The organism is Streptomyces sp. NPDC051561, assembly GCF_044454195.1.
Classification (GTDB): Bacteria; Actinomycetota; Actinomycetes; order Streptomycetales; family Streptomycetaceae; genus Streptomyces.
This window is the reverse complement of the sequence record NZ_JBITDM010000004.1, coordinates 329,356-345,238: the sequence shown is the minus strand read 5'-3', so window position 1 is coordinate 345,238 and position 15,883 is coordinate 329,356. Positions and strand designations below refer to the sequence as shown.

11 protein-coding genes are annotated in these 15,883 nt (G+C 70.6%); 2 read left to right on the top strand and 9 right to left on the bottom strand.

Translation table 11 applies throughout. The annotated features are described in order from the left end of the window. Positions 1-46: 46 nt before the first annotated feature. The 4 genes from ACIA73_RS12570 to ACIA73_RS12555 form a co-directional block, all read right to left on the bottom strand. Complete coding sequence (locus ACIA73_RS12570; protein ID WP_399438406.1) at positions 47-2,530, bottom strand: FG-GAP repeat domain-containing protein; 2,484 nt, start codon at positions 2,528-2,530, stop codon at positions 47-49. Between the two features lie 319 nt (positions 2,531-2,849). Then, positions 2,850-3,704 (bottom strand): hypothetical protein, encoded by an 855-nt coding sequence (locus tag ACIA73_RS12565; protein WP_399438405.1) that lies wholly within the window; start codon positions 3,702-3,704, stop codon positions 2,850-2,852. Between the two features lie 260 nt (positions 3,705-3,964). Further along, entirely contained in the window at positions 3,965-5,266 is a 1,302-nt protein-coding gene (locus ACIA73_RS12560) for an amidohydrolase (RefSeq protein ID WP_399438404.1), read from the bottom strand. After that, complete coding sequence (locus ACIA73_RS12555) at positions 5,263-6,576, bottom strand: MFS transporter (protein ID WP_399438403.1); 1,314 nt, start codon at positions 6,574-6,576, stop codon at positions 5,263-5,265. The genes ACIA73_RS12560 and ACIA73_RS12555 overlap by 4 nt, the downstream gene beginning before the upstream one ends. 84 nt (positions 6,577-6,660) lie before the next feature. Between ACIA73_RS12555 and ACIA73_RS12550 the strand changes: the two genes are divergently transcribed. After that, the gene (locus tag ACIA73_RS12550) at positions 6,661-7,758 is read left to right on the top strand and encodes an Lrp/AsnC family transcriptional regulator (RefSeq protein WP_399438402.1); all 1,098 of its coding nucleotides are present in this window, start codon (positions 6,661-6,663) and stop codon (positions 7,756-7,758) included. A gap of 59 nt (positions 7,759-7,817) precedes the next feature. On the opposite strand, the gene ACIA73_RS12545 is transcribed toward ACIA73_RS12550, so the two are convergent. Continuing rightward, positions 7,818-9,647 carry a prolyl oligopeptidase family serine peptidase gene (locus tag ACIA73_RS12545; RefSeq protein WP_399438401.1) on the bottom strand — a complete coding sequence of 610 codons (1,830 nt, stop codon included), beginning with the start codon at positions 9,645-9,647 and terminating at the stop codon, positions 7,818-7,820. A 104-nt stretch (positions 9,648-9,751) separates the two neighbouring features. On the opposite strand from ACIA73_RS12545, the gene ACIA73_RS12540 reads away from it, so the two are divergent. After that, positions 9,752-10,624: an SURF1 family protein gene (locus ACIA73_RS12540; protein ID WP_399438400.1), complete on the top strand. Its 873-nt coding sequence runs from the start codon at positions 9,752-9,754 to the stop codon at positions 10,622-10,624. A 106-nt stretch (positions 10,625-10,730) separates the two neighbouring features. Here the strand turns inward: ACIA73_RS12540 and ACIA73_RS12535 are convergent, their stop codons facing one another. From ACIA73_RS12535 to ACIA73_RS12520, 4 genes are all read right to left on the bottom strand, one after another. Next, a complete protein-coding gene (locus ACIA73_RS12535) occupies positions 10,731-12,224 on the bottom strand; it encodes a hypothetical protein (RefSeq protein ID WP_399438399.1) in 1,494 nt (497 codons plus the stop codon). Beyond that, positions 12,221-12,829: a SigE family RNA polymerase sigma factor gene (locus ACIA73_RS12530; RefSeq protein ID WP_399438589.1), complete on the bottom strand. Its 609-nt coding sequence runs from the start codon at positions 12,827-12,829 to the stop codon at positions 12,221-12,223. The genes ACIA73_RS12535 and ACIA73_RS12530 overlap by 4 nt, the downstream gene beginning before the upstream one ends. Positions 12,830-13,378: 549 nt before the next feature. Beyond that, positions 13,379-14,440, bottom strand: coding sequence for an aspartate-semialdehyde dehydrogenase (locus ACIA73_RS12525; protein ID WP_399438398.1), 1,062 nt, complete (start codon positions 14,438-14,440; stop codon positions 13,379-13,381). Further along, the gene (locus ACIA73_RS12520) at positions 14,437-15,708 is read right to left on the bottom strand and encodes an aspartate kinase (protein ID WP_399438397.1); all 1,272 of its coding nucleotides are present in this window, start codon (positions 15,706-15,708) and stop codon (positions 14,437-14,439) included. Before ACIA73_RS12520 ends, ACIA73_RS12525 begins: the two co-directional genes overlap by 4 nt. Positions 15,709-15,883: the final 175 nt, after the last annotated feature.

The window sequence follows — 15,883 nt, the reverse complement described above, 5'->3', positions numbered from 1 at the left end:
TGGGCTGTGCCCAGGGGGGTTCGGGGGAGCTGAGACAGGGGTGGGGTCAGGAGAGTGTGAGGGTGGCCATTTGGTGGATTCCGTCGTTGAGGGGGAGGACGCCGCCGCCCAGTTGGTGGGCCATGCGGTTGATGCCGAAGTGGTCGTAGCCGAGGGAGATCATCTCGTCGGTGCCGTCGGCGTCGAGGTCGGCGGCGACGTAGCTGCGGCCGCTCATGAGGGTGGCGCCGCCGATGCTGGACTGGAAGGCATCACCGTTGGTGAGCTGTGACGGGTCGTGGGCGGCGAGGCCTGCCTCGGTTCCTCCGGCGAACAGGCGTCGTCCGGCGGGGCCGTTGATGAAGCCGGCGGTGCGCAGCGGCGCGATGACCGAGGCGTAGGTGTCTTCCTTGCCTTCGCCCGGGTAGCCCTTCATCACACCGAAGCTCATCTGGTAGAGGACGCTGTTCTGCTCGTCGACGAAGTAGTTGCCGTGCGACCACGGGCTGCCGCCGAGGATCTGGCGGATCACCTCACCGGTGCGCCCGTCCCGGATCTCGGTCACGACGCGCGGCGAGGCGGTCGCGAGGTCGCCGGCCACCGTCGGGTCGGCCTTGACGATCCAGGTGTAGACGACCGCGTGGCCGTCGGCGTACGGGATCTTCGGCGAGGCGACGATGCCGTTGACCAGGACCGCGCCGCGCAGCTTGCCGTCGGCGGCGCGGTCGGGGGCCTTGGGGTCGGCGGTCCACCGGACGGTGCCGTTGCCGTTGAGGGCGGCTCCGCCGACGACCGGGTCGGCGGCGTTGAGCGCGCCGAGGCTGCTGTACTGGGTGAAGACCTGCCCGCCGGAGACGACCGTGTCGGAGAAGACCACGTCGCCCGCGCTCGCCGGGGCGGAGTAGGTCCACAGCTTCGAGCCGCGCGCGTCGTACACGCGCAGGGCATCGGTCGGGACGAGGATCTCGTCCTTGCCGTCGCCGTTCACGTCAGCGGTCGCGATGTTGTGCACCTCGCCGGGAACGGTCGCCTGCCACAGCTTCTTCGGGGTGCCGTCGACCAGCGACGTACCGGAGTACGCCCATACACCGTGCGAGGAACCGCCGACGACGACGTCCTTCTTGCCGTCGCCGTCGAAGTCCGCGGCCTTGCCGTGGTTCAGCTCGCCCTGGAGCGGGGTCAGACGCTTCTGGCTGCCGCTGCCCAGCTTGTACTCGCGGATGTTCTGCTGCTGGTCGACGGTGCGGATGTAGTCGCCGCCGGAGGCGGAGTACACCTGCTGGTACATCTGCGACGCGTTCAGGCCGTGTCGGCGCCACTTGACCGTGCCGCCGCCGGTGAACGCGGTGAGTGAGCCGTAGCGCAGGCTGCCGGGGTTGAGCGCGCCCTCCGAGTCCTGGTCGTCCTGCGCGGAGGCGTAGAGCGAGCCGTTCCTGGCGGTGAGGTTCCAACTGCTGGCGCCGTCACCGGAGTTCTCGGCGAAACGCTTGGTCGTGTACGTCCACTTGACGGTCGAGCCGTCCGCCCCGTTGAGGACGCGGATCGTGCTGGAGTTGATGGAGAAGGACGAGGTGTACGTCGACTCGCTGACGGCGATCTCGTTGCCGCCGCCCTTCGCCGCGTCACCGACCGTCAGGGCGGTGGGCAGCACGTTGACGCGGCTGTCGAGCGTGGTGCGCCTGCCGTCGGCCAGGTCGTACTCGGCGAGTTCGTACATCACACCGTCGGTGGCGTCCGCCTGCTCCAGGGCGACGACCCGCCCGCGGGAGGCGTCGAGGCGCAGCTGGCGGCCGTAAAGGGCGCGGTCCGTCTGCGACTTGACCGATCCGTCGGCGGTGTCGAGGACGAGGGTGCGGCCGCGCGAGGCGTTCGTGGCGGTCTTGCGCAGGTCCCAGACAGCGGCGACCCTGCCCTTGCCGATTGTCTCCAGGGCGCCCCAGCTGACGCCGCCGGCCGAGCCGGTGTCGTACGTCCAGGTCTTGGCCGGGGTCAGCGCTCCGTCGGCGTACGAGAAGCGAATGCCGGTGAGGGTGGCCGTGTCCGTGGCGGGCGCGTTCGAGTTCAGGCGCGGCGCGTTGGCGATGAGGAGCGTGCCGTCGGCCACCTTGATGTTGGAGGCGAACGCGTACAGCTTTGACCAGAAGGTCTTGCCGGTCTTGCCGTCGAGGACCGTCACGAAGGTGCCGGTGGACAGCGAGGAGCCGGGCGAGGTGAACGGCCGGGGTGTGGGCGGGGCGCCGACGTTCGCCGAGAAGACGATGTCCTTGGTGCCGTCACCGGTCAGGTCGGCGGTGTCGAACCCCTGGTCCGAATAGGGCGCGTACGGGGCGACGGCGTCGTAGCCCATCACGATGCGCGCCGGGTACGGCTCGGTCCGCCACGGCTGGAGCGGCTTGACCTGCCAGTCCGTGTAGTACGAGGTGTTGGTGCGCGCCCAGGCGGTGGAGCCGTCGGCCTTGTGCAGCTGGACGTTGCCCAGGCTGTGCACGGTGAAGTAGCTGCCGTCGGAACCGGCCGGGACGGTCGCGGCGAGCCCTCGGACGCTTTCCATCGAGGACTTCTTGGTGAAGGTGACCGGGGTCCTGGGGTCGGTGGCGGGGTCCTGGGGTCGGTGGCGGGGTCCGCGGCCCCGTCCGCGGAGGGCTCCGCCGAGGGGTCCGCGGCGGTGTCGTCCTTCGCCGCGTACGCGTTGTCGTCCCCGTACACGTTGACGTTGACGTGGTCGGCGAGGGTCTTGGCCTCGGTGGTGCTCAGCGTCGTCGCCCCGGTCGGGGTGTCGGCGGCGAGCGCGTGCGGGGCGGCGGTCAGTGTCAGGCCCGCCGCGGCCATGGCGGAGGCGAGCGTCAGGGCCCGCCGGGAAGTGGTGGTTCTCATGAGGTGGCTCCCTGCGCGATGCGGATCGCCGAACCGGCCTTGAGGACGGCCTGGTCGTACGAGTACGGGAGGGCGTCGGTGCCGGCCTGGTTCTCGATGCCGACGGTGGCCGAGGAACCCGTGCCCGCTACGGACTTGTACGGGAAGGTGATCGCTCCGTTGGCCTCGTCGAAGACGGCCTCGAAGGTGGCGCGGTCGCCGCTGCCGTCCGCGAACAGGACGTTGTTCCAGACGACCGCGAACTTACGGCTGCCGGCCCTGCCGGTGGTGGCCGTCTGCACGCTGGACTTCTTGTCGAGCGTGAGGTCGTCCCAGAGCGGGGCGACGATGCCGTTCGGCTGGGTCTCCGTCGGCAGTTCCTCGTTGGTGTAGTCACCGATGCGCGGCGAGAGGAAGTTGATCAGGCCGTTGGTGGTGACCGCGGCGCTGGAGTACTTCACGCCGTAGAAGGTGACCGGGAAGGGCAGCGCGACCGTCTTGGCGTCCTCGTCACCGGACAGGGCGACCTTGCTGGAGCCGGAGATCCAGGAGTAGGAGGCCGGGGCGCAGGAGTTGCCCGAACTGTCGGCGCGGTTCGGGAGCTGGACGGTGCGGGTCTCGTTGCCGTCGATCTTCAGCTCGCCCGTGTACGCGCCGTTGCACAGGAGGGGCGCGGTGGGCGTCACGGAGAGCGTGTACGTACCCTCGGCGACCTTCGGCAGCGTGAACGAGCCGTCGGAGCCGGAGGTGACGGAGACGACCGGGGTGCCGGCGGCGACGGCCGGTATCGCGCCGGTCACCAGTGCGGTCGCGGTGAAAGCGGCCGCCACCCACGTGGCGGATCTCCGCCGGGGCGGTCGGGGCAGGGGCATCGGGGGCACTCCTCCGAAGGGGGTACGGGGGAGTTCGCACGCTAGAAAGCCGCCGTTACTGAGGAATTACTGATCCCTTGTCCGGGAGGACGGGTCCAGGCACCCGGGGCCGCACCGCCGACGCCCGGTAAGCCCAGGCGACCGGCAGATCTGTATCGGGAGACACCAGTGGGGCCGGTCCCGGAACTGGGGCCGGCCCCACGGCCTTTCCGCCTCGCGGAGGGCCAGGACCTCGCGGAGGGCCAGGACCTCGCGCAGGGTCAGGACCTCGCGTCAGGGGCTTCGAGCCACTCCGCGGCCGCACCGAGCAGCAGGCGCACGCCGGTGTCGAGAGTGGGTCCGGCCACCGGGGCGAAGCGGGGTGAGTGGTTGCCGGGGATGCCGGCGGGCATCCCCGAGTCGATGAGGTCCTCCAGGCTGAACCCTTCGAAGAGCGCGGGGTCCAGGCCGCCGAAGTGCCAGAACACCGAAGGGACGCCGAGGGCCGTGCCGAACGTGCCGAAGTCCTCGCTGCCGGTCAGCGGCTGGGGCAGGGTGAAGGCCCGCTCCGGTCCGAGCACCTGGGTCAGCGCGGTCAGCACCTTGTCGGTCGCGCCGGGGTCGTTGGCGGTGACGGGGAAGCTGTGGAGTGCGGTGATCTCGGGTTCCCTGGGCGCGGCGGAGGCAGCCGATTCGGCGTGAATGATCCGCTTGACGGCCGTGAGGATCTTCTCGCGGACGGCGGGCGAGGCACTGCGGATGTTGATCTTCAGGTCGGCGGTGTCGGGGATGATGTTCTCCTTGGTGCCCGCCTGGAGCGCGCCGACGGTCACCACCCCCATCTGGGTGGCCCCGACCTCGCGGGAGACCACCGTCTGAAGGCGCATGACGATCGCCGCGGCCATCACGATCGGGTCCACGGTGGTCTCCGGCGCCGAGCCGTGGCCACCGATGCCGAACAGCCGTACGTGCAGGCTGTCGGAGGCCACCATGACCGTGCCGTGCCGGGTGCCCGCGAATCCGACCGGAACGGGCGCCACATGCTGGCCCAGGCAGACATCGGCCCGCGGGAAGCGCTCCAGGAAACCGTCCTCGATCATCGCCGGTGCACCGCCGACCTCCTCCGCCGGCTGGAAGACCGCCACGACCGTGCCGCGCCAGGACTCCCGGTTGGCGGCCAGCAGCGCGGTGGCCCCCAGCAGGCACGCCACATGGACGTCGTGCCCGCACGCGTGCATGACCGGTACCGTCTCGCCCTCGTCGTTGAGCGCGGTGGCGGTGGAGGCGTAGGGCAGGCCGGTCTGCTCCTTGACCGGCAGCCCGTCCATGTCCGCGCGCAGCAGCACCGTGGGCCCCTCACCGGAACGCAGCACACCGACCACGCCGGTCCCACCGACGCCCTCGGTGACGTCCCAGCCCTGGTCGCGCAGCTTGGCGGCGACGACCCCGGCGGTGCGCTTCTCCTGGAAGGAGAGTTCGGGGTGGGCGTGGAGGTCCTCGTACAGGTTCCGCAGTTCCGGCAGGAGTGCGGACAGTCCGCCGGTCAGCGAACGGGCATCCAGCAGGTGCGAGGTGTCGGTCACGACAGTTCCTTCTCGATCGGGGAAGAGGGCTCCCGGCTTGCTTCGGACAGGTGCCCTGGAGCGCCGGCCAGCAGTGCGGGGGTGCTCTGGGGAGTCAGGCAGGCCAGTACGGCGGCGACGACCGCGCCCAGGACGAGGAAGGCGAACGCGGCCTGGAAGGAGAAGGCGTCGGCCAGCACGCCCATCACCGTGGGTGCCACCACACCGGCGAGCTGGCCGCCGAAGATGATGATCCCGGTGGCCACCCCCATCTGCTCGGCGGGAAGGCTCCGCATGGGCACCGCGAAGATCGGCATGTAGCTCAGGGAGGTCGCGAAGATCGCGACCGTACCGAAGACGACGAACGCCGCGAGTCCGGAGGCGTAGGCCATGAGGAGCAGGGACGCGGCGGCCACCGCCATACCGGGGACGATCACCTTCCAGTGCCGGCCGGCCAGGCGGTCGGAGAGCTGGCCGCCGATGACGGTGCCCACGGTGGCGGCCAGCGCCGGAATGGCCAGCAGCGCCCCGGCCGACTCGATCGGCACCCCGCGCTCGTCGTTGAGGTAGGTCGGCACCCAGCTGTTGAGGCCCCAGATGATGATGCTGTAGCCGAACATCATCCCGGCGAACCCCCACAGCGCCTTCCACTTGAGCAGGGCCTTCACATCCGCCTTCGCGGCCGTCTTCACATCCGCCTTCGCGGCCGGAACGCCCATCGGCGCCCTGCCGCCCGACGGCGGAGGCAGCCGCAGCCGGATCGCGGTGTGGACGAAGACGCCGAGCGCCGCGACGGAGATGTAGGCCGAGCGCCAGCCGAAGGCCGCGACCAGGGGCGCCACGGCCAGCGGGGTGAACACGGCGGCCAGCGAATTCGAGCTGAGCACGAGCCCGTTGGCCCGCATCCGCTCCTCCTTGCCCGTGCGCTCCACCAGCACCTTGGCTGCCGCCGGCGGGAAGACCCCCTGCGCCAGACCGAACAGCACGCGCATCACCAGCAGTACGGCGAACGACCAGGCAAAGCCCGTCAGTACGGTGAACACGGTCCAGGCAGCCAGCGCCCACAGGACCATCCTTCGCCCGCCGAACCGGTCGGCCAGCATGCCGCCGGGAATCTGGCACAGCGCATAGGCGAGGAAGAAGACCGAGATCACCAGGCCCTGCTCGCTGCGGCTGAGATCGAACTCCGCACCGATCGACGGCAGCACCAGGTTGATGATCAGCCGGTCCGCGTAGTCGATGAACCAGGCCGCGAACAGCAGGACCACGGTGAGACGCACCGGGCCGCTCAGCCGAGGGCGCGAACCGGCGCGAGGGCGGGAAGCAGGCATCGCCGTTCCTTCCAGCAGTGGCCGATACTCGACCGTGGCGGTGACGCCTCCATGGTCCGGTTCCGGAAGGAAGCAGCCGAAGAAATGCAGGAAAGCCTCACCAACCAGCCTGCGGAGCCGGAATACGAATCCCCCTCGTTCTCGAAGGGCGGCCCGTCGTTCTCGGGGGCCGACCTGTCGTTCTCCGAGGGCGACCTGGAACTCGTCGATGCCCTGCAGTCCTCACCCCGTGCGACCTGGGCCCAGCTGGCCCGCGTTCTGGGGGTCGACGCGACCACCGTCGCGCGCCGCTGGGAACGCCTGCGGAGCCTCGGCCTGGCCTGGATCACCGCCTACGAAGCACCGCACGCGGCCACCGTCGCCTATGTCGAAGTACGCTGCCGGCCACGCTCCTTCGACCAGGTCAGCCGTGCCCTGGCCCGGACGCCCTGGATCTTCAGCGTCGATGAGACCGCCGGTGACTTCGACCTCTTCCTCTCCGTCGCGGCCCCCGACCTCCACGCCCTGGGCAGCGCCGTGCACGGCACCATCGGGGCGCTGCCCGGCGTTCACTCCACCAAGACCCGCCTCGGCATCACCGTCTTCGGCGAGGGCAGCGACTGGCGGACCCGGGCCATCGACGCGGCGGCACGCGCCCGGCTGCCGGAATCCCGCAGCACGGTGCGTGACACCTACACCTCCCACATGGACACCCGGCTCACCGCGCAGGATCACGCCCTGCGCGGCGCACTGGGCGTCGACGGCCGGCTCAGCTACAAGGCGCTCGGCGAGGCAGCCGGACTGAGCGAGCACACCGCCCGCAGGCGCCTGCTGCGGATGCTCCGCGCCCGCGACCTCACCCTGCGCTGCGACATCGCCCAGCCGTTGGCCGGTTACCGCGCCATGGTCATCTATCGCGCCTGCGTACCGCACAGCCACCTCGAACAGACCGGCATCGCCCTGGCCCAGATGGAACAGGTCCGCCTCGCCGTCTCCGTCAGCGGACCGCACAACCTGATCGTCATGGCCTGGCTGCACGACCTGAACGGCATCGGCCCGTTCGAGAGCCTCCTCACCGAGCGCTTTCCCCGACTCGAAGTAAGGGACCGGACCGTGGCGCTCCACTCCCCCAAACGCATGGGGTGGCTGCTGGACCGCCACGGCCGCGCCGTCGAGCACGTTCCGTTTCCGTTGAACCTGTAGCCGCGGACCGCGCTCGCAGTTGCCGGACCGCGTTCACGGATACCGGCCTGCCGCCCCCGTCACCCCAAGTGCCGCTGCGCGAAGTCGATTTCGAGGCGGACCTGCTTGATGCGTTCCTCCACCACGAGGGAGCCGTGGCCGGCGTCGTAGCGGTAGACCTCGTGGACGGCGTCGCGGGCGGCCAGGCGGTCGACGTAGTTGTCGATCTGCTGGAGGGGGCAGCGGGGGTCGTTGACTCCGGCGGAGATGTAGACGGGGACGCGGACGTCGTCGACGTAGGTGAGCGGGGAGGAGTCCCGGAAACGGTCCGGGACCTCTTCGGGGGTGCCGCCGAAGAGGGTGCGGTCCAGCGCCTTGAGGGCCTCCATTTCGTCGTGGTACGCGGTGACGTAGTCCGCGACCGGTACGGCGGCCAGGCCCAGCGCCCAGGCGTCGGGCTGCGTACCGAGGCCGAGGAGGGTGAGGTAGCCGCCCCAGGAGCCGCCGGACAGGACGATGCGGGCGGGGTCGGCGAGACCGGAGGTCACGGCCCATTCGCGGACGGCGGCGATGTCTTCGAGTTCGATCAGGCCGACCCGGTGCTTGAGTGCGTCGGTCCATTCGCGGCCGTAACCGGTGGAGCCCCGGTAGTTGACCCGTACCACCGCAAAGCCGTGGTCGACCCAGGCGGCCGTGCCCGAGGTGAAGACGTCGCTGTCGTGGTGGGTCGGTCCGCCGTGGATCTCGAAGACCGTCGGCAGCGGGCCCCGAGTGTTCTCCGGGCGCTGTACGAGGGCGTGGATACGGCCCGCCGGACCGTCCACCCACACCGTTTCGACCGGTACGGAGTCGGGGGCCTTGGCACCGGGCGGGTCGAGGACGACGCCGCCGGCCGTCGACCGTACGACGGGGGGCTTCGCGGCGGACGACCACAGGTACTCCACCGAGCCGTCGGGCCGGGCAGTGGCGCCGGAGACCGAGCCGGGAGGGGTGTCGACCCTGGTCAGCAGGGAGGTGGTGATCTCGTAGCGCCAGAGCTCGTCGCGGGCTTCGAAGCTGTGGCCGATCAGGAGGGCGGAGCCGTCCGGGTACCAGTCGGCGCTCACGTCGCCGGGCAGGTCGATGGCGAGTTCGGTCTCGGTGCCGGCGACCGGGTCCCAGATCATCGGCTCCCAGCGGCCCCGCCGCTGGTGCCCGACCAGCAGCCGCGTGTCGCCGTCGACGGGTGCGAAGCCGAGCACCGCGAGGCCCAGTTCCGCCGTGCCGCCCCGGGTGTCGTCGAGTTCGGCGACCACGCCCGTGTCGGAGGTCCGCAGCACCCGCAGCGAGGAGTGCATGGCGTCGCCGTGCTCGGTGTGCTCGACGGCGATGAGGGAGGAGTCGTGGGAGAGGTCGCCGACGCCGGCGGACTCGCGGTGCCGGTAGATCTCCACGGGGTCGGCGGCGCCGGCCCGCAGCAGGTGGATCGTCGAGCCGTCGTCGTCGGTGGACCGGCCGATCACCAGGGTGCCGTCGAGGCCGAGTGCGAGACCGGCCGGGTAGGAGGCTTCCAGCGCCGGTACGGCGGGCACGTCCTCGCCCCCGGCGAAGGGCTGGCGCATCCAGACGCCGAACTCGTCGCCGTCGGAGTCGCTGAACCACCAGATGCTCTCGCCGTCCGGGGTCAGCACGCCGTCGGTGGTGCCGTTGGCCCGGTCGGTCACCTGGCGCTGCTCGCCGGTCTCGCGGTCCCAGGCGTACAGCTCGTACGTGCCGGTCGCGTTGGACACGAAGAGGGCGCGCTGCGGGGCTTCCTCGGCCCAGTCGGGGAGGGAGACGCGGGGGGCGCGGAAGCGCTGCTCCCAGGCGGGGGTGGCGGATGCCGGGGTGTCGGTTGCCGGGGTGTCGGTCGTGCGCTCTGGATTGCTCATTCCTCCATCAAAGCGGACGTGGGGGGTGCGGTGCGGCGGGGCGGGAGCGGGGAGAGGTTCGCCCCGCCCACGGGCGGGGCGGCCGGGGAACGTACCTTGGGGGTGTGTACCGGTTTCTGCTGACCCCGCGGTGGTGGGGGATCAACGTGTTCGTCGTGCTGGCCATTCCCTTCTGTATTTTCATGGGGTCCTGGCAGCTCGGCCGTTTCGAGGACCGGGTCGACTCGCACCGCAGCGCGGAGGCGGCACCCGATCCGGCGAAGCAGAGTGCGGTGGCGCTGGACGAGCTGCTGCCGGTGTCGACCGAGACGTCGGGCAAGCCCGCGAAGGTCTCCGGGCGGTACGGGGAGCAGTTCCTGGTGCCGGGGCGGACGCTGGACGAGAAGCAGGGCTACTACGTCCTGGCGATGCTGAGGACGTCGGCCGGGGGCGGCAAGGCGCTGCCGGTGGTACGGGGTTGGGCCGCCGGGGACGCGCGGAAGGCGACCGTGCCGCCCGCGCCGGCCGGTGAGGTGACCGTGACCGGGGCGCTCCAGGCGTCCGAGAACTCCCAGACGGACGGGGTGAACGCCTCGGGCGGGCTGCCCGAGGGCCAGGTCGGGATGATCAGTTCCGCGACGCTGGTCAATCTGGTTCCGTATCCGGTGCAGGACGCGTGGATCACCCAGAGTGCGGCTGAGAGCGGTCTGAAGCCGGTACCGGCGGTGGCGCCGCAGGGTAGTGGGCTGGACCTGAAGGCGTTCCAGAATCTGGGTTACACCGGTGAGTGGTTCGTCTTCGCCGGGTTCGTGCTGTTCATGTGGTTCCGGTTGATGCGGCGTGAGGTGGAGGCCGCGCGGGACCTGGAGTTGGGGATTCCGGTGACGGAGGCGGTCGCGGTTCCGGGGCCGGCCTCGGGCGCCGTGCCGGCCTCCGGTGAGGCGCCGGCCTCCGGTGACGTACCGGCCGAGGGAAGCGACGTACCGGCCGCGAAGTAGCCGACGTACAGGACGAGGCGGCCATCAACCGGCCGACCGACCGCCCCGACCGACCTCCCCGCCTGACCGCCCCGACAGACCTCCCCGCCCGGCCGGCCGGCCGAGATCACGGTGCGTCCAGCACGCCCGTCCGGTAGATGGTGCCCGCGCAGGCGTTGGGAATGGTGGCCGCCGCTTCCGGGGCGCCCGGTTCCGCGGTGTGGGTCACCGCGACCTTGCCGTCCGCGGGGTCACCCTCGGCGGTGCCGAGCTGCGGAGCCATCTTGGTGGTGTCGGAGTCTTCGCCCGGCGGCTCGGGAACCTTGCCGGCGCCTTCGCCACCCGGGGTGCCGCCGGTGACCTGACCCGAGGTGTCACCCGCGCCGGTGGTCGACGTGGGGTCCGGGGACGGGCCAGTGGTGGGGCAGTTCGCCTCGGGGACCCAGGCGAACTTGACCTCGTACGCCGCCGACGGCGGAAGCACCAGGCTGCGCGCCTCCTTCGACGGGTCGGGCAGCAGGCCTTCCGCGGGGTCGCCGGACTTGTGGTCGACGACCTTGATGCGGCCCGGCTGGGCGGCGCCCAGCGCCTCGAAGTTCATCTGGCCCTCGCCCGGTACGGCGCACTCGGAGCCCGACTTGTTGGCGATCCGGAAGGTGCCGTAGACGCGGCCCTTGCCGTCCGGGTTGCCGGTGGTCGCCTGGACGACCTTCAGCTGGGAGCCGTCGCAGGCGGGCCTGTCCGGTTCGGACGCGTCCTGCTCATAGGCGCCCTCGCCCGGGATCTCCTGGTCGCCGGCGCCGGTCCGGCCCGCGTCGGGGCTGCCCGCCTCGGACTCCTCCTGCTTGTCCTCGGGGTCCTTGCCGGGGGTCGTCCTGTCGGGGGTCTTACCGTCGGGGCTGCCGTCGGTGCCCCCGCCGTCGGTGCCGGTACCGGTGCCCGCCGGGTCCCCGTCGGTGCCCTGCGGGTCCTCCGCGTGGCCCGCGTTGGCGGGGTGGGCGGCGGCGGTGTCGCGGGTCTGCGAGACGTGCAGGAAGGCGGGGACCGCGGTGCCTATCAGCAGTACGGCGGCGGCCACGCCGACCACCGCCTGCCGGCGCCTCGCCCGGCGAGCCGGAACGGCCCTGCGCAGGTGGTCGAGGGCGTGGTCGGAGGGGATGAGGTCCTCGACCGCGCCGTGCATCAGGCGGCGGATGACGAGTTCGTCGGGGCTGAGGGCGGGCGTGTCGGTGCCGAAGGGGCTGCCGGGGGTGGAGTTGCCCCGGCTGCCGGACCCGGGGCCGAACGCGGGTCCCGAGCCGAACGCGGAGCCGGATCCCGGCCCCGAACCGGATCCCGACCTGAGCGCCGAGCCCCCCGATCCGTGCCCGAAGCCGCTTCCGTTCGGCGGGTTCCCGCGCCCGTGGCGCTCCTCGCGCCCGTTGCACCCGTCGTTCACAATGCCGTTTCCAGTCCGGTCGTTTCGCGGGCCGTCCGGCCCGTACCGCCTCTGACGCTCGAAGCCTTCGCCACGCCCGTCACACCCGTCACGCTCGCTGAGCCCGTCGCGCTCGCCGCGTCCGCCCTGCTCGTCCCGCCCGTCGCGGTCACTTCCGTGCCCGCCGCCGCTCGTGCCGCTCATGAGGCCGCCTCCATCGCGACCCGCAGTGCGGCGATCCCGCGTGAACCGTACGCCTTCACCGAGCCCAGGGATATTCCGAGCGTCTCGGCGACCTGCGCCTCAGTCATGTCCGCGAAGTACCGCAGACTCAGCACCTCGCGCTGCCGCCGTTGCAGCCCGCGCATCGCCTTGATCAGCGCGTCCCGCTCCAGGCTGACGTACGCGCCCTCCTCGGCACTCGCCATGTCCGGCATCGGCTTGGACAGCAGCTTGAGCCCGAGGATCCGGCGGCGCAGCGCCGAACGGGACAGGTTCACCACCGTCTGGCGCAGATACGCCAGGGTCTTCTCGGGCTCGCGGACCCTGCCCCGCGCACTGTGCACCCGGATGAAGGCCTCCTGCACGACGTCCTCGCAGGAGGCGATGTCGTCGAGCAGCAGTGCCGCGAGGCCGAGCAGCGAGCGGTAGTGCGCCCGGTAGGTCTCGGTGAGATGGTCGACCGTCGTGCCCTCCGCGAGGGTCTGCTCCTCAGCGGCCACGAGCGCGGGACCGTACGTCGCGGAGTCCTGTGCCGCAGCCTGAGCCGGTGCCACCTGAAGCGGCACCGTATGCACCTGCACCGGCATCACCGGCGGCAGGACCGGCGGCGTCACCACCGGCGGTATCGATGCCACGGACGCCACCGGCACCACAGGTGCCACTGGTGCCACGGACGCCGCTGGTGCCACGGACGCCGCTGACGCCTGCGCCACTATGCGCGCCGGCCGCGCCGCCGGCATGGGCGCGATCACCGGCATGCCGCCGGGCGCGCGGGACGTACGCCGCGGGCGCACCGAGGCGCCGCGCAGCGAGAGCGCCGTGATGTCGAGAACCTCTGCTGCCACGCCTGTTGGACACGCTTCTCCCCGTCAGGGTTGTACGCGCAGGACGCCGCTTTTGACGGTGTACTCGGTGCACCGATTCGCCCCATGCGTAACCGCCCCTCCCCATTGCCCCGATTTCGCCGTGGCCTCATCCGAGGGCGACCACAGAGACGCCACGGACCCAACTCCCGGTTCCCGTAAGGTCGGTGGCTCATCAATCAAACACGATCACGCCCCGCCACAAGCAATCCAGTGCGGTCCAGACCTGTTATCCGCTCACAGGGCGTTCACAGATTCTACAAACAATTCCGCTCAGCCCGTGGCGAGTTCAGAAGCAATCAATTCGCCTATCTGCACCGCATTCAGGGCAGACCCCTTACGAAGATTGTCTCCGCACACGAACAATTCCAGCGCCTGTGGATCATCCATCGACCGCCGGACCCGTCCCACCCAGGTCGGATCGGTGCCGACCACGTCAGCGGGGGTGGGGAAGTCCCCGGCCGCCGGATTGTCGAAGAGAACCACGCCGGGGGCGGTGGCGAGGATCTCGTTGGCCCGCTCGACAGTCACCTCGGACTCGAAGCGGGCGTGCACGGAGGCGGAGTGGGTGGAGATGACGGGCACCCGCACACAAGTCGCGGTCACCCGCAGCTCCGGCAGCCCCAGAATCTTCCGGGACTCTTCACGGACCTTGAGCTCCTCGGACGACCAGCCGCCGTCCCGCACGGAGCCGACCCACGGCACCACGTTCAGCGCGAGCGGCGCCGGGAAGGGCCCGAGGTCGTCACCGACGGCCCGCCGTACGCCGCCGGGTGCGGTCCCCGCGTCCGGCTCCCCCGCGAGCAGCGAGAGCTGGGCCCGCAGGGTGTCGATTCCGGCCTGCCCCGCCCCGCTCGCCGCCTGGTACGAGGACACCACCAGCTCGGTCAGCCCGAACTCGGCATGCAGGGCGCCCAGCGCGACGATCATCGAGAGGGTGGTGCAGTTGGGAGAGGAGACGATGCCGCGCGCCCGTACCCGTACGCAATGCGGATTGACCTCGGGGACCACCAGCGGAACCTCCGGATCCATCCGGAAGGCCGCCGAGTTGTCCACCACGACCGCGCCCTTGGCGACGGCGACCGGCGCCCACTGCGCGGCCACCTCGTCCGGCACGTCGAAGAGCGCGACGTCGACGCCCTCCAGGGCTTCCTCGGAGAGCGCCACCACGGGCACGTCCTCGCCGCGCACGGACAGCGTGGTGCCGGCCGCGCGCGGAGAGGCGAGCAGTCTGATCTCGCCCCAGATGTCGGCGTGCTGCGACAGGATCTGGAGCATGACCCGGCCGACCGCTCCGGTCGCCCCGACGACCGCGAGCGTCGGCTTGTGGGTCACCTTCCGGTGCCCCCGTAGACCACGGCCTCGTCGGAGTCCGTGTCGAGTCCGAAGGCGGTGTGCACGGCGCGCACGGCCTCGTTGACGTCGTCGGCGCGGGTGACCACCGAGATGCGGATCTCGGAGGTCGAGATCAGCTCGATGTTCACGCCCGCGTCGGACAGCGCCTCGAAGAAGCCCGCGGTGACGCCCGGGTTGGTCTTCATGCCGGCGCCGACCAGGGAGATCTTGCCGATCTGGTCGTCGTAGCGCAGCGACTCGTAACCGATGACCGCGCGCGCCTTCTCCAGCGCGTCGGTGGCCTTGCGGCCCTCGGTCTTGGGCAGCGTGAAGGAGATGTCGGTCAGACCGGTCGACGCGGCGGAGACGTTCTGCACCACCATGTCGATGTTGATCTCGGCGTCCGCGATGGCGCGGAAGATCGCCGCGGCCTCGCCCGGCTTGTCCGGTACGCCGACGACCGTGACCTTGGCCTCGGAGACGTCGTGCGCGACGCCCGAGATGATGGCCTGCTCCACCTTGGTGTCTCCCAGCGGCTCGTTGCTGACCCAGGTTCCGCGCAGTCCGGAGAAGGACGAACGCACATGGATCGGAATGTTGTAGCGGCGTGCGTACTCCACGCAGCGGTGCAGCAGCACCTTGGAGCCGGACGCGGCCAGCTCCAGCATGTCCTCGAAGGAGATCCACTCGATCTTCTTCGCCTTCTTCACCACACGGGGGTCGGCGGTGAACACGCCGTCCACGTCCGTGTAGATCTCGCAGACCTCCGCGTCGAGGGCGGCGGCGAGCGCGACGGCCGTCGTGTCCGAACCACCACGACCGAGCGTCGTGATGTTCTTCCCCTCCTGGCTGACGCCCTGGAACCCGGCGACGATGGCGATGTTGCCCTCGTCGATCGAGGTCCGGATGCGGCCCGGGGTGACGTCGATGATCCGCGCCTTGTTGTGGACCGAGTCGGTGATGACACCGGCCTGGCTGCCCGTGAAGGACTGGGCCTCGTGGCCCAGGTTTTTGATCGCCATGGCCAGCAGCGCCATGGAGATCCGCTCTCCTGCGGTCAGCAGCATGTCGAATTCGCGCCCGGCAGGGATCGGAGATACCTGCCCGGCGAGGTCGATCAGCTCATCCGTCGTGTCACCCATCGCCGACACCACGACAACGACCTGATGGCCGTTCTTCTTGGCATCCACGACTCGCTTGGCGACACGCTTGATGCCTTCGGCATCGGCGACGGAGGAGCCTCCGTACTTCTGCACGACAAGGCCCACGTGCGCTCCTCGTTAGGTCATTACTGCGGTCGGCTCAGTCTAACGAGCAGTACGTTTACGCCGGACGAGTATCGCATCGCGAGACGATCCGCTCACGACGCGGACGTGATCCGGCGTCCGTGCTGCTCGAACGGATGCTGCCCCGACCGGCCGGGGGTACGCGAAAGGTGGGACG

Coding starts and splice junctions, on each gene's coding strand:
- ACIA73_RS12570 (WP_399438406.1), bottom strand. CDS start 2,530: ATGGAAAGCGTCCGAGGGCTCGCCGCGACCGTCCCGGCCGGTTCCGAC.
- ACIA73_RS12565 (WP_399438405.1), bottom strand. CDS start 3,704: ATGCCCCTGCCCCGACCGCCCCGGCGGAGATCCGCCACGTGGGTGGCG.
- ACIA73_RS12555 (WP_399438403.1), bottom strand. CDS start 6,576: ATGCCTGCTTCCCGCCCTCGCGCCGGTTCGCGCCCTCGGCTGAGCGGC.
- ACIA73_RS12550 (WP_399438402.1), top strand. CDS start 6,661: ATGCAGGAAAGCCTCACCAACCAGCCTGCGGAGCCGGAATACGAATCC.
- ACIA73_RS12545 (WP_399438401.1), bottom strand. CDS start 9,647: ATGAGCAATCCAGAGCGCACGACCGACACCCCGGCAACCGACACCCCG.
- ACIA73_RS12535 (WP_399438399.1), bottom strand. CDS start 12,224: ATGAGCGGCACGAGCGGCGGCGGGCACGGAAGTGACCGCGACGGGCGG.
- ACIA73_RS12530 (WP_399438589.1), bottom strand. CDS start 12,829: ATGCCGGTGCAGGTGCATACGGTGCCGCTTCAGGTGGCACCGGCTCAG.